This is a genomic window from Actinomadura rayongensis (assembly GCF_009831215.1).
Classification (GTDB): domain Bacteria; phylum Actinomycetota; class Actinomycetes; order Streptosporangiales; family Streptosporangiaceae; genus Spirillospora; species Spirillospora rayongensis.
Genome location: NZ_WUTW01000001.1, coordinates 676,384 through 698,354 on the forward strand (window position 1 = coordinate 676,384; position 21,971 = coordinate 698,354).

The window sequence follows — 21,971 nt, forward strand, 5'->3', positions numbered from 1 at the left end:
GCCCGAGCCGACGGGTCAGGTGGCGGCGGGGGTCGGGGTTCGGTGGGGGACGCGCGGGAAGGTCACCGTGATCGTCAGGCCGCCGGCCGGGGCGGGGGCGGCCGTGATGGTCGCGTCGTGGGCCTCGGCGATCGCCTGGACGATCGAGAGGCCCAGGCCCAGGCCGTCGCGGCGGGCCGTGCGGGTGTCGTCGAGGCGCTGGAAGGGCTGGAAGAGGCGTTCCACCTCGTCCGGCGGGACGTCGGGGCCGGTGTTGGTCACGGTGACGTGCGCGTTGCCCGATGGGTCGGTGCCCGTTGTCATCTGCAGGCGGCCGTCGGGGATGTTGTGGCGCAGCGCGTTGTCCACGAGGTTCGTGATCAGGCGTTCGGTCAGGCCCGCGTTGCCCGAGGTGGGGGCGTGGTTCAGGTCGGCGTGGACGGTGACGTGGCGGCGGCGGGCCTCGTCCGCCCGGGTGGACAGGACGTGCGCGGCGATCGCGGAAAGGTCGAGGGGGCGGCGGGCGTCAATGCCGGTCTGGCCCCGGGCGAGCGTCAGCAGCGCTTCGATCAGGCGTTCCTGGTGGGCGCCGGCGGCGAGGATCCGTTCGTGGGCCTCGCGCAGGCTCTCCAGCGACGGGTTCGGGTCGGACAGGGCGAGCTGGCCCAGGGTGCGTTGGCGCGCCAGCGGCGTGCGCAGTTCGTGGGACGCGTTCGCCACGAACTGCCGCTGGGCGTGGAAGGCGCTCTCCAGGCGGGCCAGCAGGCCGTCGAAGGTGTCGCCGAGCGTCTTCAGCTCGTCCGCCGGGCCGGTGAAGCCCAGGCGTTCGTGCAGGTTGTTCGCCGAGATGTGCCGGACGGTCGTGGTGATCGTCCGCAGCCGGTGCAGGATGCGGCCCGCGATGATCCAGCCGAGCAGGATCGAGAGCACCGTCATCAGCGCCAGCGCGACGCCCGACTGGACGAGCAACTGGTGCAGGATCGCCTTCCGCTGCGCCTTCGCCACCTCGCCCATCAGCACGAAGTCGCCGCCGCCCCGGTCGCCCGCGGACGGCTTCGGCAGCGGCGGCGGCGGAGACGGCAGGGGCGGGTGCGCCATCGTGGGCGGCGCGGGCTGCCCGACGTGCCCGGACGCCACCCCGTTCTTCGTGGCCTGCGCGACGAGCACGTACGTCACCGCGAGCAGCGCCAGACTGGACAGCAGGAACAGCGCCCCGTAGACCAGGGTGAGGCGCAGCCGGACGGTCCGGCGGGGCAGCCCCAACCCCCCGGCGCGCCGGACGAGACGATCGTTCAACGACATCACGGGCCTCAGATCCGGTAACCGCTCTTGGACACGGTCTCGATGATCGGCGGATCGCCGAGCTTGGCGCGCAGCCGGCTCACCGTGATCTTCACGGCGTTGGTGAACGGGTCGGCGGCCTCGTCCCACACGCGTTCCAGCAGTTCCTCCGCCGACACGGTCCGGCCGCCGGACGTCACCAGCAGCTCCAGCACGCCGAACTCCTTCGGGGTCAGCCCGAGCGGACGGTCGGCGCGCCACGCGCTCCGCCGCGCGGTGTCCACCACGAGGTCGTGGCGGCGGACCACCGGCGGGACGGCCGGGTGGGCGCGCCGCGCGAGCGCCCCGATCCGGGCGACCAGGACAGGGAAGTCGAACGGTTTGGCAAGGTAGTCGTCCGCGCCGAGACCGAGGCCGTCCACCAGGTCCGCGCTGGTGCCCGCCGCCGTGAGCATGAGGATCCGCGCCCGGCAGCCGCCCGCGATCAGCTCCGCGCACACCCGGTCGCCGTGCATCCCGGGCAGGTCGCGGTCGAGCACGATGACGTCGTAGTCGTTGGCGCGGGCGCGCTCGTATCCGCCCGGGCCGTCGACCGCGACGTCCACCGCCATCTGCGCCCGCCGCAGGCCGACCGCCACCGCGCCGGCCATCTCCTCGTCGTCCTCGATCACCAGGACCCGCACCGCGCCCCACCCCCTCCGCGTCCGCCGACCGTAGGCCGCCGACAGAATTGCAAGATCGGCTTCTGATGATGCGCCACCAGCGGTTTCACCGCGGTTTCGGCGACCGGGTCCGTCCAAGTGCAGGGCCTATCCGGTTGGACGGTGGCCAGACCGTCGCAAAAACGGAACGCTGTGCTTTCGAGACCCGAATTCAGGAGGTGACCCTGCATGATCGGTGGCCCGGGGCCGGTGATGATACGCGGGATGGGTCCAGGCGACCCCGCGACCCGGCAGCAGATCAAGCCGGGGACGACACGGCGGGTCCTCCCGTACGCGAGGCCCTACCGGACGAGCATCGCCTTTCTGTTATTGATGACGGCGACGAGCGCGACGATCACCGTCGTCACGCCGCTGCTGTTCAAATACCTGATCGACGACGGCATCGCGAAGCGCGACACGTCGATGGTGGTCTGGATCTCGGTCGCGACGGCCGCCCTCGCGGTGCTGGCCGCGCTCGTCGGATACGCGGAGAGCTTCTTCTCCGCGCGGATCAGCGAGGGCCTCGTCTACGAACTCCGGACGAAGGTGTTCGACCACGTCCAGCGGCAGCCGCTCGCGTTCTTCACCCGCGCGCAGACCGGGTCGCTGGTGAGCCGACTGAACACCGATGTGGTGTCCGCGCAGCAGGCGCTCAGCCAACTCCTGTCCACCGTGGTGTCCAGCGTCCTGACGCTCGCGCTGGTGCTCGCCACCATGTTCTGGCTGTCGTGGTCCATCACCCTGATCTCGCTGGTCGTTCTGCCGCTGTTCGTTCTCCCTGGCAAGCTCGTCGGCAAGCGCCTCCAGCGCCTCATGCGCGAGTCGATGCAGCTCAACGCGGAGATGGGCTCGCTCATGAACGAGCGTTTCAACGTGACGGGCGCGATGCTGGCCAAGCTGTACGGCCGTCCGGACCAGGAGGCGGGCCTGTTCTCGCGGCTCGCCGGACGCGTCCGCGACATCGGCGTCGTGACGTTCGTCCAGGGCCGCGTGCTGTTCCTGTCGGTCGCGCTGCTCAGCTCGCTCGCGACGGCCGTCGTGTACGGCGTCGGCGGCGGCCTCGTCATCCACGGGTCGTTCGAGATCGGGACGCTGGTCGCGCTCGCGACGCTGCTCACCCGGCTGTTCGGCCCGATCAACATGCTGTCCAACGCGCAGGCGAACATCCTGAGCGCGCTCGTCAGCTTCGACCGGCTGTTCGAGATCCTGGACCTGAAGCCGCTGGTCGCCGAGCGGTCCGACGCCGTCGCGCTGCCCCGCGCCGACGACGGCACCGCGCCGGAGATCGAGTTCGACCACGTCTCGTTCCGGTACCCGGCGGCGGCGGACGTGTCGCTGGCGTCGCTGGAGTCGATCGCGCTGCCGATGCCCGAGCGCGCCGAGAACGCCTGGACGCTGCGCGAGATCAGCTTCACCGCCCCGGCGGGCAAGCTCACCGCGCTCGTCGGGCCGTCCGGCGCGGGCAAGACGACGATCACCCACCTCGTCCCGCGCCTGTACGACCCGGGGGAGGGGACGGTCCGGATCGGCGGACGCGACGTCCGCGACCTCACCACCGCGTCCCTGCGCGACACCGTCGGCATGGTCACCCAGGACGCGCACCTCTTCCACGAGACGCTGCGCTCCAACCTGCTGTACGCACGGCCCGACGCCACCGAGGACGACATCATCGAGGCGTGCAGGGCCGCCCAGATCTGGGACCTCATCAAGGCCCTGCCCGAGGGCCTGGACACGGTCGTGGGCGAGCGCGGCTACCGCTTCTCCGGCGGTGAGAAGCAGCGGCTGGCGATGGCGCGGCTGCTGCTGAAGGCGCCGCCGGTCGTGGTGCTGGACGAGGCCACCGCGCACCTGGACTCCGAGTCCGAGGCGGCGATCCAGCGGGCACTGAAGACGGCGCTGGCCGGGCGGACGTCGCTGGTCATCGCGCACCGGCTGTCCACCGTCCGCGACGCCGACCAGATCCTCGTCCTGGACCGGGGACAGATCCGCGAGCGCGGCACCCACGACGAGCTGATCGAACTGGACGGCCTGTACGCCGAGCTGTACCGGACGCAGTTCGCGACGCAGGGACGCGGCAACGGCTCGCGTCCGGTGCCCGAGCCCGTCGGCCGTCCCGGCCCGATGCCCGGCCCGATGCCCGGCCCGGGCGGTCCGATGCCCGGCATGCCCGGCCCGGGCGGTCCGCGGCTCATGGGCCCGCCGCCGGGCGGCGGTCCCGGCCCGTTCTGAGCGATCCGCAAGGCCCGCGACCCCGCGGGCCTTGCGGACGCATTTCCCCTCCGGCGCTTTCCGAAAAAGGCTCACCCGGCCCGTCCCGGCTGAAACCTTGCAGAAACCAGCCCTCCCGTAGAAAGAGGCCGCACCAGTAATCAGACAGGTAGCGGAGGCACGCCGTGAAGGGCAGCACCAGCCGAATCCCCGGCCCGAGCGCGGCCCGGGACCGGCGGCACCAGGAGAACGGATCATGAGCGCGACGCAGGTCTCGGCCGACCCCGGCACCGGCCCTGCGGACGGCCCGGGGCGGCGGCGTCCCCGGCGCGGACGGCGCGGACGGCGCGGACGGATCGTCGCGGTCGCCGTCATCGTCCTCGCCGGCGCGGGCGCGGCGGTCGTCGTCGCCGACCCGTTCGGCGGCCCGGGCACGGCGCCCGCGGTGGACAGCGACGCCCCGACCGCCCTCGCGAAGGTCGCCCGGGGCACGCTGGAAGCCCGGACGCAGGAGAACGGCACGCTCGGCTACGCCGGCGACTACGACGTCATCAACCAGGCCGGCGGCACGATCACCAGGCTGCCCGCGGTCGGCGGGATCTACCGGCAGGGGCAGGCGCTGTACCGGGTGAACGGCAAGCCGGTCGTCCTGCTGTACGGCGCGTCCGTGCCGGTCTACCGGGCGCTGAAAGAGGGCATGAAGGGCGTCGACGTCCGGCAGCTCAACGCCGCGCTCGTCGACCTCGGCTACGCCTCGGGGACCGGGCTCAGCTCCACGTCGCCTTACTTCGGTTCCTCGACCGCGTACGCGCTGGAGCGGCTGCAGGACGACCTGGGACTGGACGAGACCGGCGAACTGCCGCTCGGCCAAGCGGTGTTCATGCCCGCCAGGCAGATCCGCGTCCTGACCGTCACCGGTGTGCGCGGCGGGCCGATCGCGCCCAAGAGCACGGTGATCACAGCGTCGTCCACCGACCGGCAGGTCACGGTGTCGCTGAACGCCAGTCGGCAGACGCAGGTGAAGGAGGGCGACAAGGTCACGATCACGCTGCCCACCGGACGGACGACGAACGGCGTGGTGCGGTCGGTCGGCAAGGTCGCGAAGAAGGACTCGGGCGGCGGGTCCGCGAAGATCACGGTGAACATCCGGCCGACGGACCAGAAGGCCACCGGACGGCTCGACCAGGCGCCCGTCCAGGTTTCGATCGTGACCGATACGGCCAAGAATGTGCTTTCGGTGCCGGTGAACGCGCTGCTCGCGCTGGTCAGCGGCGGGTACGCCGTCGAGGTCGCCGGGGCTGACGGCGTTCGCAAGCTCGTCCCGGTCGAGACGGGACTGTTCGACGACAGCGCCGGACGCGTCGAGGTCGGCGGCGACGGCCTTGCCGCCGGGCAGAACGTCGTGGTGCCGGCGTCATGACCGGGATCCACGCCCTGCCGGGGCCACCGCGGACACTTACGCCGGGCGAACCCGTCCTGCGGCTCGACGGCGTCACCAAGATCTACGGCGGGGACGCCCCGGTCACGGCCCTGGACGACGCGACGTTCACGATCGGCCGGGGCGAGCTGGTCGGCATCGTGGGGCCGTCCGGGTCGGGCAAGTCCACGCTGCTGCAGGTCATGGGCACGCTGGACCGGCCGACGTCCGGGACCGTCCGCATCGTCGGCGCGGACGTCGCCCGGATGAGCGACCGCGACCTCGCCCGGCTGCGCGCCACCCGCATCGGCTTCGTCTTCCAGCAGTTCTTCCTGTCCGACTACGCGACGGCCGTGGAGAACGTCGCGACCGGGCTGCTGTACGCGGGCGTCCGGTACCGGGACCGGCTGGCGGCGGCGCGCGAGGCGCTCGGCCGGGTCGGGCTCGCCCAGCGCGCCGGGCATCGACCGTCGCAGCTCTCCGGCGGTGAGCGCCAGCGCGTCGCGATCGCCCGCGCGCTGGTCGGCAACCCCGCGATCGTGCTCGCCGACGAGCCGACCGGCAACCTCGACAGCGTCTCGGGGAACACGGTGTTCTCGCTGCTCACCGAGCTGAACGCCGAGGGGACGACGCTCGTCGTCATCACCCACGACCGCGACATGGCGGCCCGGCTGCCGCGCCGCATCGAGGTCCTGGACGGCCGCATCGTCGCCGACACGGACGCGAACGGGAGGCAGCTGCCATGATGACCACGACCCCCGGGCGGCTGGCGCCGTCCGACCTCGCCCGGGTCGCGGGCGAGGGGCTGCGCACCCGGCGGACGCGCGCGGCGCTGTCCGCGCTCGGCATCGCGATCGGCGTGGCGGCGATGGTCGCGGTGCTCGGGCTGTCGGCGTCGTCGCAGGCGGGCCTGCTCGCGCAGATCGACAGGCTCGGCACCAACCTGCTGACCGTCACCGCGGGCAAGACGCTGACCGGCGACGATGCCGAACTGCCCACGGAGGCGCCCGGCATGATCGGGCGCATCGGGCCGGTGCAGCAGGTGCAGAGCACGGGGACGACCAAGGCGAGCGCGTACCGCAGCCCGCTCATCCCGGCGATCAACACCAACGCGCTGTCGGTCGACGCGTCCAGCCTGGACCTGCCGAAGGCGCTGCGCGCGACCGTGGCGCGCGGACGGTACCTGAACGCCGCGACCGCGCAGCAGCCCGTCGCCGTGCTCGGCGCGACGGCCGCCAAGCGGCTCGGCATCGACCGCATCACGCCGAACCTGCGGATCTGGGTGGGCGGGCAGTGGTTCTACGTCGCGGGGATCCTCAACCCGGTCGTTCTCACGCCGGAGATCGACACCTCGGTGCTGGTCGGCTATCCGGCGGCGCAGAAGTACCTCGGGTTCGACGGGCACCCGTCCACGATCTACGTCCGGACCGAGACCGAGCAGGTCGAGGACGTCCACAACGTCCTCGCTGCCACCGCGAACCCCGCTGATGCCAGCGAGGTGACGGTCAGCCAGCCGTCGGCCGCGCTGGAGGCCCGCGCCGCCGCGCAGTCGGCGCTGAACGGGCTGTTCCTCGGGCTCGGCGCGGTCGCGCTGCTCGTCGGCGGGATCGGCGTCGCGAACACGATGGTGATCTCGGTGCTGGAACGAAGGTCGGAGATCGGTTTGCGGCGCTCGCTCGGCGCGACGAAGGGGAACATCCGCGTCCAGTTCCTGTCGGAGGCGATCCTGCTGGCCGCGCTCGGCGGCGTCATCGGGGTCGCGCTGGGCTCGGTCGCGACGTTCGTCTACGCGCAGCTCAAGGGCTGGTCCACGGTCGTGCCGGTGCTGGCGTGGGGCGGCGGGTTCGGGGCGTCGGTCGCGATCGGCGCCGTCGCGGGCCTGCTCCCGGCGCTGCGCGCGGCGCGCATGCAGCCGACCGAAGCGCTGCGGACGGTCTGACGTGTCCAGGATCGCCGCACCGGAGGAACCGGACGTGGAAGCTGAGGGGATGCCCCTGTCGCCCGTCGTGCGGGTCGCGGTCGCCGTGCTCGCCCCCGGCGGCTCGCCGCGACTGTCCGGCACCGACCCCGCGCACGTGGAGGTGCTGGCGGAGACGCCGGACGACCTGCCGCCGATCATCGTCCACCGCGCGACCATGCGGGTGATCGACGGCGCGCACCGGCTCGCCGCCGCCCGCCGCCGGGGCGCCGAAACGATCGCCGCGGTGTTCTTCGAGGGAACCGAGGCCGAGGCGTTCGTGCTGGCCGTCCGGGCGAACGCCGAACACGGGCTGCCGCTGTCACTGAGCGAGCGCAAACACGCCGCCGAACGCATCATCGCCTGGCATCCGCGCTGGTCGAACCGGCGGGTCGCGGCCACGGCGGGCCTGTCGCCGAGCACGGTAGCCGCCGTGCGCCGCCGGATGCCCCCGGCCGTCACAGGCGAAAGCTCACGAGTAGGCCGCGACGGCCGGGTCCGCCCGCTGGACGGCGCGGAACGCCGCCGCGCCGTAGCCGACCTCCTGCGCGAGAACCCCGACCTGTCCCTGCGGCGGATCGCCCTGGCGGCGGGCGTCTCACCAGAGACGGTCCGCGCAGTGCGCAACCGGATGTTCGGCCCAGACGAACCCCCCACACGCCCAGATACGCGCCACGAGCCGTCCCGCCGAGACCCCGCCCCCGACCCGTCACCTGACGCGTCACCCGAACCACGCATGGACGTCCCACTAGCACGCCTGGCAGGCCGCGACCCCGTAGCGGTACTGCGCCGCCTAGCAGCCGACCCCGCACTACGTTTCAGCGAGACGGGCCGAGAACTCCTCCGCCTGCTCCACATCCAGATGATCCGCGAAGAGGAATGGGACCGGATCATCGAGGAGATCCCCGCGCACTCCAGCGGCCTGATCGCCCAACTCGCCCGCGAACGCGCCCGCATGTGGGTCGAGTTCGCCGCACAGATCCAACGCGGCTTCGGCGCCCCCCACGACCCCGGAAACACCCCCGAAGACTGACCCCACACCGTTCCCAACCCCAGCGCAGCATGAGGCGCGCCCCCGAGAGCAACGCAGACGAGCACCCCGGTCGCCCCTGCGGCATCGCGGCCGGCCTAGCTCACACACCGAAGACCGACGCGCACACGCGGATCCAGCGCGCCTGCGGCGCCCGCCGCGACCCCAGGCGCAGCGCTGAGAGCTGACGCGGGAGGGCAACTCGGGCGCACCTGCGGCGTCGCGACGGCCTCGCTCCCAACGCCGGAGGCTGGCGCGCATGCGCGGGTTCGGCGTCGCCCTGCGATCCCGGGCGCGGTGCTGAGGGCGACAAGGGAGGGCGGTTCACGCGCGATTGCGGTGTCGCGGACAGTCTCGCTCGCAGCGCCGGAGGTCGCGCGCCCGCGCGGATCCGGCGCGGTTGTGGCGTCGCCCGGGGCGCCGGGCGCGGTGCTGAGGGTTGACGCGGGAGGTCGGCTCGGGCGCGGGTTCGGTGTCGCCCGCGACCGCGCGACTCGCGAGGTGACGCGCACGTGCGGTTCGCGCGCGGCTGCGGTGTCTCACTCGCCACCGCGGGCGCGGCGCTGAGGTTGACGCGGATGAGCGGTACAGGCGTGGCTGCGGTGTCGTGGACGGCCTTGCTCGCAACGCCAGAGGTTGACGCGCCCGCGCGGTTCCGGCGCCTGTTCGGGTTGCCCGCGACGGTGCCCGGCGCGAGAGGGCTGTTGCGGGCGCGCGGTTCGGGTGCGGGTGGACGTTGTCTGGGACCTCGGGGTGGGTCTGAGGGTTGACGTGGGGTGGGTCGGGTGGGGGTTCGGTGCTGGTGGTGGAGGTGGGCGGCGTGGTGGGGGGTGACGTGGGTGGGCGGCCCGATGCGGCCAGTTCGGGGCGTCGTGCGGGCCGCCGGTCTGGCGCAGAATGGGGGCGCGGAGGACGTCCGGCCTGCCGTCCGTCGCCGCGGCGGGCGCCGGGCGGGAACCTTCGGAAAGGGCGCGGAGTGGGGCCGCGCGCGTACCCCGTCGGAGGGCGGGGCGTTCCGTGCTGCCCCCGTCCGGCCGACGCGGAGAACGGATCCGTTTGGGGTAGCGCCATGACCGCCGACCTGACCGCCGAACCGTACGAGGAGCCCGCCGCGCCGGCGCTCCCGCAGGACCCGCCGGTGCTGCTGCCGGTGGCCTCCCTCACGACGGGCGACTCGCCGCGCCGCACGCCCGTCGACCCCGAGCACGTGCGCCGGCTGGCCGCGTCCGGCGCGCCGTTCCCGCCCGTCCTCGCGCACGCGCGGACGCTGCGCGTCATCGACGGGCTGCACAGGCTCGCCGCCGCGCGGTTACGCGGGGACGAGCGGATCGCCGTCCGGCTGTTCACCGGAGCCGAACGGGACGCGTTCGTCCTCGCCGTGCGGGCCAACGCCGTGCACGGGCTGCCGCTGACGGCGGCGGACCGGCGGGCGGCGGCGCTGCGGATCTTCGCGTCGCATCCCGCGGCGTCCGACCGGATGGTCGCCGGGATCGTCGGGATGTCGGCGCGGACGGTGGCGCGGCTGCGCGCCGCCCGGGAGGTGACCGCCGCCGCCCGCGTCGGCCGGGACGGGCGGGTCCGGCCCGCGAGCGGCGCCGCCGGACGCCGCCGCGCCGCCGCGCTGGCCGCCGCGCACCCCGACTGGTCGCTGCGCCGCATCGCGCGGGAGGCCGGGATCTCGCCGGAGACCGTCCGGGACGTGCGGCGCCGCACGAGCCGGGGCGAGGACCCGGTGCCCGAGCGCCGCGCCCGTCCGGTCCCGGACGGCCCCGACGACGACGGCACGGCCGACCGGCTGCGCGGCGACCTGCTCCAGAGCGAGGCCGGGCGCGCGCTGCTGCGGCTGCTGAACTCCCACGCCGTCGACGCGGGCGAGTGGGAGCGGATGAAACAGACGCTCCCGCCGCACTGCGGCGACATCGTCGCCGATCTCGCACTGGAATGCGGACGGGTCTGGAACGCCTTCGCGGAACGCGTGGAGCGCAGAATAGGGGACGTCGCCTGAACCCTGCGGCAGAACACGCTGAGACGTTCCTCCCCTAAAAAGTCCCGGACGAAGAAAACGGGATCTGCGGAATGCTCGGCAACGCGCCGGGGAACCGCCCGCAACGGGCGCGCCCTCGGACTGATCGTCCTTTTCTGCGTCGCCGTCGCGGCGGCGACCTGCAGCGGCGATCCGCCGCGCCGGGACGCCACCGCGACGCCCGGCGCCCCGGGCGCCCCAGCGGCGCCGGACCGGCTGGCGACGCGCGGCAGCGAGAGACACCGGCCGGCGACGCGTGGCAGCGGGCGGCAGCGGTCGCGACGGGCGGCAGCGGGCGGCGGTGCGCGGGACCGGCCGCGATGCGCGGCAGCGGGCGGCGTTCGCCTGGTGCAGGCCGCGCAACGGCGTGCCGACCTGCCCTGAACCGACGGGCGACGCGCCCATCGCTGTGTGCGCGACCGACCGGAGCGACGTCCGCTCGGCGGCGTTCCGCGCGGCGCGGAGGGCGTGCGCGCCGCTCCTTCAGGCCGGGTCCGGGCCGCCGGCGTCGAAAGCCGCACGGACGACCGCGCGGAAATATGCGAACTGCATGCGCGAGCACGGCGTGCATAATTTCCCGGACCCCACGGTAGACGGCGGACTCGTCATCGGATCGGGCTCGGGAATCTACCCGGAAGGGCACCCGTACCAGGCCGCGAAAGCGGCCCGCGATTCAGTGCCGCAATGACGGTCCGCGGTGTCCTGCGGACGGTGTCGTCCAGCATTGACGCGGGGATCGGCCGCGTGTTTCGGTGACGAAACGCGCGGTGCCGCACGAGGGCGCGGCGCCGGTGATCCCGGCGTTCCGTCCGCCGGCGGGAGACCGTCCAAGTGCCGCCGAACGCGCGGTTGGACGTCGGGACTCCCGGCCGGCGAACGGGCCGGACGACCGGGCACGCCTGTCCGGCGCGCCCCGACGGAGGAGTTTCCGTGGACATCCGATCGGTCGACCACATCGAGTTATTCGTCGCGGACGCGGACCAGGCGGCGGCCCGGCTCGCGGACGCCTACGGGTTCGCGATCACCGGGCGCAGCACGCCGTGGGGCGCGGGGGACGCGGGCTACACGTCCGTCCTGCTGCGCCAGCGCGACATCACCGTGCTGCTGACCGCCGCGACCGGCGCCCGCCACCGCGCCGCCGAGTACGTCGAACGGCACGGCGACGGCGTGGCCGTCATCGGCCTGGTGGTGGACGACGCGCACGCCGCGTTCGCCGCGGCCGTGGAGCGCGGCGCCGAGCCCGTCGCGCCGCCCGAGACGCTCGGCCCGGACGGCGGACGCGTCACGTTCGCGTCCGTGGCCGGTTTCGGCGACGTCGAGCACCGCTTCGTCTCCCGCGAGCGGCCCGGCGGCCCGTTCGCCCCGGGCGCGTTCGCCGAGACCGGCGACCCGGCGGGCGAGGGCCTGCTGACCGACATCGACCACTTCGCGGTGTGCGTCCCGGCGGGCGACCTGGACCCGATGATCCGCCGCTACGGCGAGGTCTTCGGCATGGAGGTCACGTTCGAGGAGCAGATCGTCGTGGGCAACCAGGCGATGCGCTCCAAGGTGATCCAGAGCAGGTCGCGCGGGCTGACGTTCACGATCCTGGAGCCCGACACGTCCCGCTCGCCGGGCCAGATCGACGCGTTCGTCGCCGGGCACCGCGGCCCCGGGATCCAGCACGTCGCGTACCTGACGGACGACATCGCGCGCGCCGTCGCGACGATCGCGTCGCGCGGCGTCCGCTTCCTCACCACCCCGGACGCCTACTACGACGAGCTGCCCGCACGGCTCGGCCAGGTCGGCGTCCCGACCGAGACGCTGCGCGAGCTGAACATCCTCGCCGACCGCGACCACGGCGGCGTCATGCTCCAGATCTTCACCGAATCGGCCCACCCCCGCCGCACCTACTTCGACGAGGTCATCGACCGGCGCGGCGCCCGCACCTTCGGCAGCAACAACATCAAGGCGCTCTACGAGGCCGTCGAGCGGCAGTCGGCGACGGGCCGCTGACCGCGCGGCCCGGCTGGTGGACGGTGCCGTGCGCCGCGCACCATGACCGGAGCGCAGCCGTGACGTCGGGCTTCGACGTCTTCGCAACAGCCACGAGGAAGGGCGACGGCACATGGGAACCGAGGGTCAAGAGGAGTTCGACGTCGTGGTGGTCGGCGGCGGCCCCGGCGGATCGACACTGGGGACGCTGGTGGCGATGCAGGGCCACCGCGTCCTGTTATTAGAGAAGGAGACCTTTCCCCGGTACCAGATCGGGGAGTCGCTGCTACCGTCCACCGTCCACGGCGTGTGCCGGATGACGGGCGTCACCGACAAGATCGTCGACGCGGGCTTCACCCTCAAGCACGGCGGCACGTTCCGCTGGGGCGCCAACCCCGAGCCGTGGACGTTCTCGTTCTCGGTGTCGCCGCGCACCGCCGGCCCGACGTCCACGGCGTTCCAGGTCGAGCGGTCCAGGTTCGACAAGATCCTGCTCGACAACGCCGCCGAGAAGGGCGTCGAGGTCCGGCAACGGGCGTCGGTGCAGAACGTCGTGGAGGAGGACGGACGGGTCGTCGGCGTCGTCTACGCCGACGCGTCCGGCGAGCGGCACGAGGTCCGCGCGAAGTGGGTCGTGGACGCGTCCGGGAACCGCAGCGGGATCCACAAGGCGGTCGGCGGCAAGCGCGAGTACTCCGACTTCTTCCGCAGCCTCGCGCTGTTCGGGTACTTCGAGAACGGCAGGCGGATGGCCCCGCCGACCGCCGGGAACATCCTGTGCGTCGCGTTCGACAGCGGCTGGTTCTGGTACATCCCGCTCAGCGACACGCTGACCAGCGTCGGCGCCGTCGTCCGGCACGACATGGCGGAGAAGGTCCAGGGCGACCCGGAGAAGGCGCTGAACGCGCTCATCGCCGAATGCCCGATGATCAAGGACTTCCTGTCCGACGCGACGCGCGTGACGACCGGCCAATACGGCGAGATCCGCGTCCGCAAGGACTACTCCTACCGGCAGACGAAGTTCTGGCGGCCGGGCCTGGTGCTCGTCGGCGACGCGGCGTGCTTCGTGGACCCGGTGTTCTCCTCCGGCGTCCACCTCGCCACCTACGGCGCGCTGCTTGCGGCCCGCTCCATCAACGGCGTCCTGGCCGGGACGGTCGGCCAGGACCGGGCGTTCGCGGAGTTCGAGGCCCGCTACGTGCGCGAGTACAGCGTCTTCTACGAGTTCCTGATGTCGTTCTACGACATGCACGTCGACGAGGACTCCTACTTCTGGTCGGCCAAGAAGGTCACCCAGAACCAGTACGGCGAGCTGGAGTCGTTCGTGGACCTGGTCGCGGGCGTGTCCTCGGACGAGTTCGGGCTGCACGACGCCGAGTCCGCCGCGCTGCGGTTCAAGGAGGCGTCGGCGGAGTTCGCCGGGGCGGTGGACGCGATCGCCGCCGAGGGCGAGAACATGGTCCCGTTGTTCAAGTCGACGGTCGTCCGGCAGGCGATGCAGGAGAGCGGGCAGGTGCAGGGCCGCGCGCTGCTCGGCGCCGAGCTGGGGCCGGACACGCCGATGTTCCCGGGCGGGCTCGTGACGTCCGACGACGGAATGCTCTGGCAGGAGCCCGCCCAGAGCTGACGGGAGCCGTCCGATGACCCTGCTCGCGATCCGCGGCGCCGTCCAGGTCGAGCGCGACACACGGGACGCCATCCTCGCGGCGACCGGTGAGCTGGTCGGGGCCGTGCTGGAGCGCAACGCGCTCGGCGCCGCCGACCTGGTCAGCGTGCTGTTCACCGCGACCCCCGATCTGACCGCCGAGTTCCCGGCGCTGGCCGCGCGGCTCGGCGGCCTGACCGGGGTGCCGCTGATGTGCGCGGCCGAGATCGACGTGCCCGGCGCCGCGCCCCGGATCGTGCGGCTGCTGGCGCACGCCGAGGCGGATCGGCCGCGCTCGTCCGTCCGGCACGTGTACCTGGGCGGGGCGCGGCTGCTGCGTCCCGACCTCGCCCGGAGCTGAGCGCGGGACCGCGCCCGCTCCACCCCGTACGGCCGGGTGGAGCGGGCGGGCCGACCACGATCCGCCGTTGTGCGGTGCGTCGGCTCCCCGGGGAGGGTCGGGGAGCCGACGCACCGGCTCGCCGTGGAGGGGCGGAGAGCCGGCGCACCGGTCCGGGACGGTCGAGGACGGGCGCGCCCGCCGGCCTGCGGGACAGGCCGGGCCGCTCCGGGCGCTCCGTCGGGCGGGCCGCCGGTCGCGGGGGCGCCATGCCGCCGTGAATGCCGCCGTGACCCGACGCGGCGTCCGCCGCTCGTCGTCGACCGTCTCCGTCCGTCGGCGGATCGTGTCGGCTCGACCGTACGAGACGCACGGTTTCGTTCCGGTATCAGACCGGCTGGGGCGGTTCCGGCCGCGTGACGGCGGCCCCGACTGTTCCGATTCGCCCGATTTCTCGGAATTGCTGCGCTGATTTGGACGGCGCGATGCAGCTCTTGCCCATTTCTCGACGGGTCGGTTACGTTTTTCGGCAGGACCACCGAAGTTCTCCCTGCTCGTTTCGGGATGACCAGAGAGGCCGATCATGACGAACCCCTTTGAGGACGAGAACGCCTCCTATTACGTGCTGATCAACGACGAAGGCCAGTATTCGCTCTGGCCGGCCTTCGCGGACGTCCCGGCGGGCTGGACGGTCGCGCACGGCGAGGACGGGCGCGCCGCGTGCCTGGCCTACATCGAGGAGAACTGGACCGACATGCGGCCCAAGAGCCTCGTCGAGGAGATGAAGCAGTACGAGGCCGCCGGCTGACCCGTCCGCTCCGGGCGCCCGGCCGCCGCGCGGCCGGGCGGAGCCGACGGCGCCGCGCGTCTGGTTCCGGCGCGCTCGCGGCGGAGGTCGCCGCGGCCGATCGAGCTGCGCGACGGCGACGTCCGGCTTCCGGACGTCCCTGCGGCTCGCGCGGGGACCCGGCACCCCTACCGCGTGCTCGGCTACGCCGCCGACCCGCCGACCCGCCGACCCGCCGGCCCGCCGGCCCGCCGGCCCGCCGGCCCGCCGGCCCGCCGACCCGCCGACCCGCCGACCCGCCGACCCGCCGACCCGCCGACCCGCCGACCCGCCGACCCGCCGACCCGGCGTCCCGGTGACATGGTGGCCCGGCGTCCCGGCGTCCCGGCGTCCCGGCGTCCCGGTGGCCTGGTGGCCTGGGGTGACCTGGTGGTCCGGCGCCCTGGCCACCCAGCGCCCTGGCCACCCGGTGGCCAGGTGGCCCGTTGGCCCGGGGTGACCTGGTGACCAGGCCCCTAGTCGTCCGGCGATCCGGCGCCCTGGTGGCCCGATGCCCCAGGCGGCCAGGCGGCCAGGCGGCCAGGCGGCCAGGCGGCCAAGCGGCCCGGTGACCCGCGTGGCCCGGTGACCCGCGTGGCCCGGCGACCCGGCCTGCGGCCGGTGGGCCCGCGCTCGGTGGGCCCGCGGCCGGTCGGGCGGCGGCCGTGGCGCTCGCCTGACCGTTCTCGTACGACTCTTTTCAGCGTTTCCCCCGCGTCCGGACACCCCTCACCCTCGGGCGCGCGACCGAGGAGGAGAAGATCATGGTGGTGGTGATGGCCCCCGGGGCCACGCAGGAGGACGTCGACGCGGTCGTCGCGCTCGTCCGCGGGGCGGGCGGCGACGCGTTCGTGAGCCGGGGGGTGTCGCGGACGATCATCGGCCTGATCGGCGACGTCCCCGACTTCGAGCGGCTGAACCTCGGCGGGCGGCGCGGCGTGCTGGAGGTCGTCCGGATCTCCGCCCCGTACAAGCTGGTCAGCCGCGAGCACCATCCGCAGCGGTCGGTGATCCGCGTCGGCGGCGTGCCGATCGGCCCGGACACGCTGACGGTGATCGCCGGGCCGTGCGCGGTGGAGACGCCCGAGCAGACGCTGGACGCGGCGCTGATGGCGCGCGCGGCGGGCGCGTCGCTGCTGCGCGGCGGCGCGTACAAGCCCCGCACCTCGCCGTACGCCTTCCAGGGCCTCGGGGTCGAGGGCCTGCGCATCCTCGCCGACGTGCGCGCCGAGACGGGCCTGCCGATCGTCACCGAGGTCATCGAGCCGGGCGCGGTCGAGCTGGTCGCGTCCTACGTCGACATGCTCCAGATCGGGACGCGCAACGCGCAGAACTTCGCGCTGCTCCAGGCGGCCGGGGACGCGGGCCTGCCGGTGCTGCTCAAGCGCGGGTTCAGCTCGACGATCGAGGAATGGCTGATGGCGGCCGAGTACATCGCCCAGCGCGGCAACCTGGACATCGTGCTGTGCGAGCGCGGCATCCGGACGTTCGAGAAGGCGACCCGCAACACCCTCGACATCTCCGCCGTCCCGGTCGCGCAGCGGCTGTCGCACCTGCCGATCATCGTGGACCCGTCGCACTCGGGCGGGCGCCGCGAGCTGGTGCTGCCGCTGACGCGGGCGGCGATCGCCGTGGGCGCGGACGGGGTGATCGTGGACGTCCATCCGCGTCCGGAGGAGGCGCTGTGCGACGGCCCGCAGGCGCTGTCGGGCACCGACATCGCGGAGATCGCCGACACGGCCGCGGTGCTCGCGCCGCTCATGGGCCGGACGCTGACGATGCCGTCGCCGGCCGCCGCCACGATCGTTTGAATCGGGACATTCGTTCCAAATGTTGAAATAACAACTATGGGATGAATAGTCGGTGTTGATTGGCAAGGCGGTGCTGGACGCGGCACCCCTAGGGGTCGCGGCCTAGGGGTGCCGATAGGGGTTGCCTAGGGGTTCATGCCCTGAACAGGCCCTATTACCGTCAAAGCATCGGAGGACGCCGCAATTCCAGCCGTTGACCCGCCCCGACCGCCAAGGCCGAGGAGGGTGAGGCCGTCGCAAGGGTGGGCGACACCAATTTTGGTGAAATGCCGCGATTTGGAGCCTTTGCTACTGGTGCCGTCGGAACGGGCCCGCGCTGGATCGACGCCTGACCGATCGGTCTGTCCGTCCTCCGACCGGAGGCGGCCCGACCGTGTCTCGCGTGCGGTCACCGGCGGGCGGCCGGGGCATCGCGCGCCAGGTGGGGACCGGTCGTCGCGAGGCCGCTCGCGCACGGCCGGATCAGATCACAAGGAGCTGGCAATGCAGCTTGATCAGGCCGAGATCGACCGCGGACCCGTCGTGCGGGTGCCGGTCGACGCGCTGACCGTGGCGGGATCGCCGCGGCTTGCGGGGGAGGATCCGGAACACGTCGAGACGCTGGCGGCGTCGGAGGAGGAACTGCCGCCGATCATCGTCCACCGCGGGACGATGCGGGTGGTGGACGGCTTCCACCGGCTGCGGGCGGCGCGCCTGCGGGGGCAGGAGACGATCGCGGTCCGGTTCTTCGACGGCGGGGAGGCCGACGCCTTCGTCCTCGCCGTCCGCTCGAACGTCACCCACGGGCTCCCGCTCTCGCTCGCCGACCGCAAGCGGGCGGCCGAGCGCATCATCGTCTGGCACGCCGAGTGGTCGGACCGCAGGGTCGCGTCCGTCACCGGCATCGCACCGCGCACCGTCGCGGAGATCCGGCGCAGGCTCGCGGGTGGCGCCGGACCGGAGGGCATCAGGATCGGGCAGGACGGCCGGGTCCGTCCGATCGACGGGTCCGCGGGCCGCCGGGTCGCCGGCGACCTGCTGACCGAGAACCCCGCCCTGTCGCTGCGGCAGGTCGCGCGCGTCGCCGGGATCTCCCCGGAGACCGTGCGGGACGTCCGCAACCGGCTGGCGCTCGGGCTCGACCCCGTCCCGCAGCGGCGTCGCGACCGGGCCGCGCAGAACCGGACGGCCGACGCCGAGGGCGCGCAGGCCGTCCCGGCGATCGGGCTCAACCGGGCCGCCGGGCGCGGGCGGCGCGGCCCCGCGCCGGACCGCGCCGCGCTGGTCGCCCGGCTCAAGGCCGACCCGGCGCTGCGGTTCACCGAGACCGGCCGCAACCTGCTGCGGCTGCTGACCGTCCACGCCCTCCCGGCCGAGGAGTGGGAGGCGCTCAGCGGCAACGTTCCCCCGCACTGCAGCGCGATCGTCGCGGACCTGGCCCGGCAGTTCGCCGGGATCTGGAACGACTTCGCCGTCCGCGTCGAAGCCGACATCGCGAAGATCAGCTAACTGTCCAAGCGCCGCATCCGAACGGTTGGACACCCGGACGCGACCCGCCGCCCTCCCCGCCGGCGGCGGGCCGCGCTCCACCCGCAAGACCCCCGCGAGCACGCCCGCCCGCACGAGCGCCCGCAAGCATGCCCGCACGAACACCCGCGACCGTGCCCCGCACGAGCGTCCGCGAGCGTGCCCGTACGAGCGTCCGCGAGCGTGCCCGTACGAGCGTCCGCGAGCGTGCCCGTACGAGCGTCCGCGAGCATGGCTGCACGAACAACTGCGGGCGTGCCCGCACAAGCGTCCGCGAGCGTGTCCGCAAGAGCCTCCGCGAACCTGCCCGCACGAGCGTTTGCGAGGACGCCCGCACGAACGTCCGCGAGCCTGCCCGCACGAACGCCGAGAGCACTCCGCACGAGCGTCCGCGAGGACGCCCGTGCGAGCGTCCGCGAGGATTCCCGCGCGAACGTCCGCGAGCGTGCCGCGCGAACGCCTGCGGGGATGCCCGCGCGAACGTCCACAAGGACGCCTGCACGAGCGCCCGCGAGCGTGCCTGCACGAGCGCTTGCAAGAACGCCCATATGAGCGCTTGTGAGGACGCCCACACGAGCGTTTGCGAGAACGCCTGCACGGGCGTTCGCGAGGACGCTCGCGTCAATGCCCGCGAGCGTGCCCGCACAAGCGTTCGCAAGCACGCACGTCTGCGGGCGTGCCCGTACGAGCGCCGGCGAGGACGCTCGCACGAACGCCCAGGAGTGCGCCCGCAAGAACCCCCGCGAGCCCGCTCGCCCTCACGAGCGTCCGCGGGCGTGTCCGCACGAGCACCTGCGGGCGTGCCCGCACGCACGTCCGCGAGCACGCTCCCGCTAACGCTCGCGAGGTTGCCCCCGTTAACGCCCGCGAGGATGCCCGCATCGCTCGTCTGCGCTAACGCCCACCAGCACGTCCGCGAGAACACCTATCAGGACGCACGCGACAACATCCGCGAGGGCGTTCGGGAGCGCGCAGGGAAAGACGCCCGGGGGATGTGTTTCCCCCGGGCGTTCGGGTCAGGCGGTCGCGTTGCTCAGGCCGCGTTCGTGGGCGGGGCGGTGCGGTTGCTGGCGTTGGACGGTCCGCAGGCCGCGCGCGTCGCGGGGGTCGCGGCAGCCCGCCAGGCCCAGGGCGTCGCGCAGTTCTGCGGCGAGCAGGTCCAGGACGCGGCGCACGCCGTCGGCGCCGCCCGCCGCGAGGCCCCAGACCAGCGGCCGTCCGACCAGGACCCCGGACGCGCCGAGCGCCAGCGCCCGCAGCACGTCCGTTCCGCTTCGGACGCCGCTGTCGAGCAGTACCTCGCAACCCCCGCCCGCCGCGTCCGCCACCGCGGGGAGCGCCTCGATGCTCGGCACCGCGCCGTCGAGCTGCCGTCCGCCGTGGTTGGAGACGACCAGCGCGTCCACGCCGAACTCGGCGGCGCGGCGCGCGTCCTCCGGTGCCAGCACGCCCTTCAGGACGAGCGGCAGCCCTGTCAGCGACCGCAGCCGCTCCACCGACGCCCACGTCAGCCCGGACGAGAACGCCTGCCCGGTGTGGATTGCGACCGACGACGCGCCCGCCGCGCGGTGGTGCGCCGCGCCGCCGGTGTCGACCTCGGCGGCGCGGACACCGTCGGGCAGCGCGAACCCGTTGCGGACGTCGCGCAGCCGCCGCGCCATCCACGGCACGTCCACGGTCAGCATCAGCGCGGTGCACCCGGTGTCCTCGGCGCGCCGCACCAGCTCGACCGTCCGGCGCTCGTCGCGCAGCCAGTAGAGCTGGAACCAGACCGTCCCGCCCACCGCCGTGAGCGCGTCGAGCGGGACGCTGCTCAGCGTGCTCGCCGTGAACGGCACCCCGGCCGCCGCCGCCGCGCGCGCCGCCGCCAGCTCGCCGTCGGGATGCACGAGCCGCTGGTAGGCGACGGGCGCGGCGGCCACCGGCAGCGCCGCCGGACGGCCGAGCAGCGTCGTCGCCGTCGTGCAGCCCGACACGTCCCGCAGGACGCGCGGGACGACGAACAGCGCGTCGAACGCGGCGCGGTTGGCGTCGAGGGTCGTCTCCCGGCCGCTGCCGCCCGCCACGAAGTCGCGGACCTCGGGCGGCAGCGCCGCGGCGGCGGCCCGCTCGGCGTCGTCGAGGCTGTGCAGGCCGAGGTCACCGCTGGAACGCACGCTGGCCCGTCCTCTCCAGCTCGACGGCCTCGTACAGCGCCTTGATGTTCGCGCTGCCGAACTCGGCGGCGTCCTGCCGCTCGATGATCTCGAAGTAGAGCGTGTGCCGGGGGTGGTCGGACGCGGTGAAGATCTGGAACAGCCGCCCCGCGTGGTCCTCGTCGGCGACGACGTGGGTGGCGCGCAGCGCGGCGATCCGGTCCGCGTCCAGGGCGATGCGCTCGCCGAGCAGGTCGTAGTAGGCGTCCGGGGTGCGCAGGAACCCGACGCCGCGCGCCGACAGCGCCCGGACGGCGCGCACCGCGTCGCCGGTCGAGAACGCCAGGTGCTGCACGCCGGGGCCCTGGTGGCTCTTGAGGAACTCGTCCACCTGGCCGGGCGCGGCGTCGAGGTCGGGTTCGAGGAGCGTGAGCGTCACCGCGCCGGACGGGCTCTGCACGACGGTCGACTCCATCGCCTGCGCGCCGACGACGATCCGCTCCTGGAAGATCTCGGTGAAGCCGAGCGCGCGGACGTAGAAGTCGGCGGTCGCTTCGAGCGCGCCGCCGTCCACGCACACCGCGACGTGGTCGAGCCCGGTGATGCCGACGTCGCGGGGCCGCTCGGGGCGTCTCGGCAGCGACGGGACGAGCCCGACCGGCAGCCCGGGACCGTCGCCGGCGGGACGTTCCACGAGCGTGTGCACGACGTCCCCGAACCCGGCGAGCACGGCGGTGACGGCCGGGCCGTCGCCCGCGTGCCGGGACGGCCGCCGCAGCGGGGTCGCGCCCGCCGCCACCGCCGCGTCGAACACGGCGGTCGCGTCGGTCGTGCGTAACGCGATGTCGGCGACGCCGTCGCCGTGCGCGGAGACGTACGCGGACGCGGGATGGTCGTCGGACGTGGCCTGCGTGAGGACGAGGGTGACGTCCCCGTGCCGCAGCGCCACGGACCGGTGGTCGCGGGACCCGCCCGAGCCGACGACGGTGAAGGCGTACCGGTCCACCCATCCGAACGCCGCCGCCTCCAGGTCGGCGACGTAGATCTCGACATGGTCGATCGACAGATCGGGACCGCGGCCGGCGGCACGCGAAACGTTCATGGAGTTCTCCGCTCGAACAGGAACAGTTTTGCTGAA

The 21,971-nt window shown here is 73.6% G+C and carries 16 protein-coding genes; 12 read left to right on the plus strand and 4 right to left on the minus strand.

Features of this window, described 5'->3' with window-relative positions; genetic code table 11:
• Positions 1 to 15: 15 nt before the first annotated feature.
• Together GQ466_RS03280 and GQ466_RS03285 are read right to left on the minus strand one after the other, a co-directional pair.
• The gene (locus tag GQ466_RS03280; RefSeq protein ID WP_161101260.1) at positions 16 to 1,281 is read right to left on the minus strand and encodes a sensor histidine kinase; all 1,266 of its coding nucleotides are present in this window, start codon (positions 1,279 to 1,281) and stop codon (positions 16 to 18) included.
• An 8-nt stretch (positions 1,282 to 1,289) separates the two neighbouring features.
• Positions 1,290 to 1,943, minus strand: a complete 654-nt coding sequence (locus GQ466_RS03285; RefSeq protein WP_161101261.1) for a response regulator — start codon at positions 1,941 to 1,943, stop codon at positions 1,290 to 1,292.
• A 243-nt stretch (positions 1,944 to 2,186) separates the two neighbouring features.
• Between GQ466_RS03285 and GQ466_RS03290 the strand changes: the two genes are divergently transcribed.
• The 12 genes from GQ466_RS03290 to GQ466_RS03345 all read left to right on the plus strand — a co-directional run bounded on the left by GQ466_RS03290 (position 2,187) and on the right by GQ466_RS03345 (position 18,680).
• Entirely contained in the window at positions 2,187 to 4,190 is a 2,004-nt protein-coding gene (locus GQ466_RS03290; RefSeq protein WP_237417582.1) for an ABC transporter ATP-binding protein, read from the plus strand.
• A gap of 235 nt (positions 4,191 to 4,425) precedes the next feature.
• A complete protein-coding gene (locus GQ466_RS03295) occupies positions 4,426 to 5,589 on the plus strand; it encodes a peptidoglycan-binding protein (RefSeq protein WP_161101263.1) in 1,164 nt (387 codons plus the stop codon).
• Positions 5,586 to 6,332: an ABC transporter ATP-binding protein gene (locus GQ466_RS03300; RefSeq protein WP_161101264.1), complete on the plus strand. Its 747-nt coding sequence runs from the start codon at positions 5,586 to 5,588 to the stop codon at positions 6,330 to 6,332. Before GQ466_RS03295 ends, GQ466_RS03300 begins: the two co-directional genes overlap by 4 nt.
• Entirely contained in the window at positions 6,329 to 7,525 is a 1,197-nt protein-coding gene (locus GQ466_RS03305) for an ABC transporter permease (protein ID WP_202419948.1), read from the plus strand. The genes GQ466_RS03300 and GQ466_RS03305 overlap by 4 nt, the downstream gene beginning before the upstream one ends.
• Before the next feature lie 34 nt (positions 7,526 to 7,559).
• Complete coding sequence (locus tag GQ466_RS03310; protein ID WP_337193299.1) at positions 7,560 to 8,576, plus strand: ParB N-terminal domain-containing protein; 1,017 nt, start codon at positions 7,560 to 7,562, stop codon at positions 8,574 to 8,576.
• Positions 8,577 to 9,642: 1,066 nt separating this feature from the next.
• Entirely contained in the window at positions 9,643 to 10,578 is a 936-nt protein-coding gene (locus GQ466_RS03315) for a ParB N-terminal domain-containing protein (RefSeq protein WP_161101265.1), read from the plus strand.
• Positions 10,579 to 11,526: 948 nt separating this feature from the next.
• A complete protein-coding gene (gene hppD / locus GQ466_RS03320) occupies positions 11,527 to 12,591 on the plus strand; it encodes a 4-hydroxyphenylpyruvate dioxygenase (protein ID WP_161101266.1) in 1,065 nt (354 codons plus the stop codon).
• A 112-nt stretch (positions 12,592 to 12,703) separates the two neighbouring features.
• Entirely contained in the window at positions 12,704 to 14,197 is a 1,494-nt protein-coding gene (locus tag GQ466_RS03325; protein ID WP_161101267.1) for a tryptophan 7-halogenase, read from the plus strand.
• 13 nt (positions 14,198 to 14,210) lie between these two features.
• A complete protein-coding gene (gene aroH, locus GQ466_RS03330) occupies positions 14,211 to 14,576 on the plus strand; it encodes a chorismate mutase (protein ID WP_161101268.1) in 366 nt (121 codons plus the stop codon).
• Between the two features lie 562 nt (positions 14,577 to 15,138).
• A complete protein-coding gene (locus GQ466_RS03335) occupies positions 15,139 to 15,363 on the plus strand; it encodes an MbtH family protein (RefSeq protein ID WP_161101269.1) in 225 nt (74 codons plus the stop codon).
• A 782-nt stretch (positions 15,364 to 16,145) separates the two neighbouring features.
• The gene (aroF, locus tag GQ466_RS03340) at positions 16,146 to 17,192 is read left to right on the plus strand and encodes a 3-deoxy-7-phosphoheptulonate synthase (RefSeq protein ID WP_161101270.1); all 1,047 of its coding nucleotides are present in this window, start codon (positions 16,146 to 16,148) and stop codon (positions 17,190 to 17,192) included.
• A 483-nt stretch (positions 17,193 to 17,675) separates the two neighbouring features.
• Positions 17,676 to 18,680 (plus strand): ParB/RepB/Spo0J family partition protein, encoded by a 1,005-nt coding sequence (locus tag GQ466_RS03345; RefSeq protein WP_161101271.1) that lies wholly within the window; start codon positions 17,676 to 17,678, stop codon positions 18,678 to 18,680.
• A 1,034-nt stretch (positions 18,681 to 19,714) separates the two neighbouring features.
• Here GQ466_RS03345 and GQ466_RS03350 read toward each other — a convergent pair.
• A complete protein-coding gene (locus tag GQ466_RS03350) occupies positions 19,715 to 20,854 on the minus strand; it encodes an alpha-hydroxy-acid oxidizing protein (RefSeq protein ID WP_161101272.1) in 1,140 nt (379 codons plus the stop codon).
• Positions 20,838 to 21,935 carry a 4-hydroxyphenylpyruvate dioxygenase gene (gene hppD / locus GQ466_RS03355; RefSeq protein WP_161101273.1) on the minus strand — a complete coding sequence of 366 codons (1,098 nt, stop codon included), beginning with the start codon at positions 21,933 to 21,935 and terminating at the stop codon, positions 20,838 to 20,840. Before hppD (GQ466_RS03355) ends, GQ466_RS03350 begins: the two co-directional genes overlap by 17 nt.
• Positions 21,936 to 21,971: the final 36 nt, after the last annotated feature.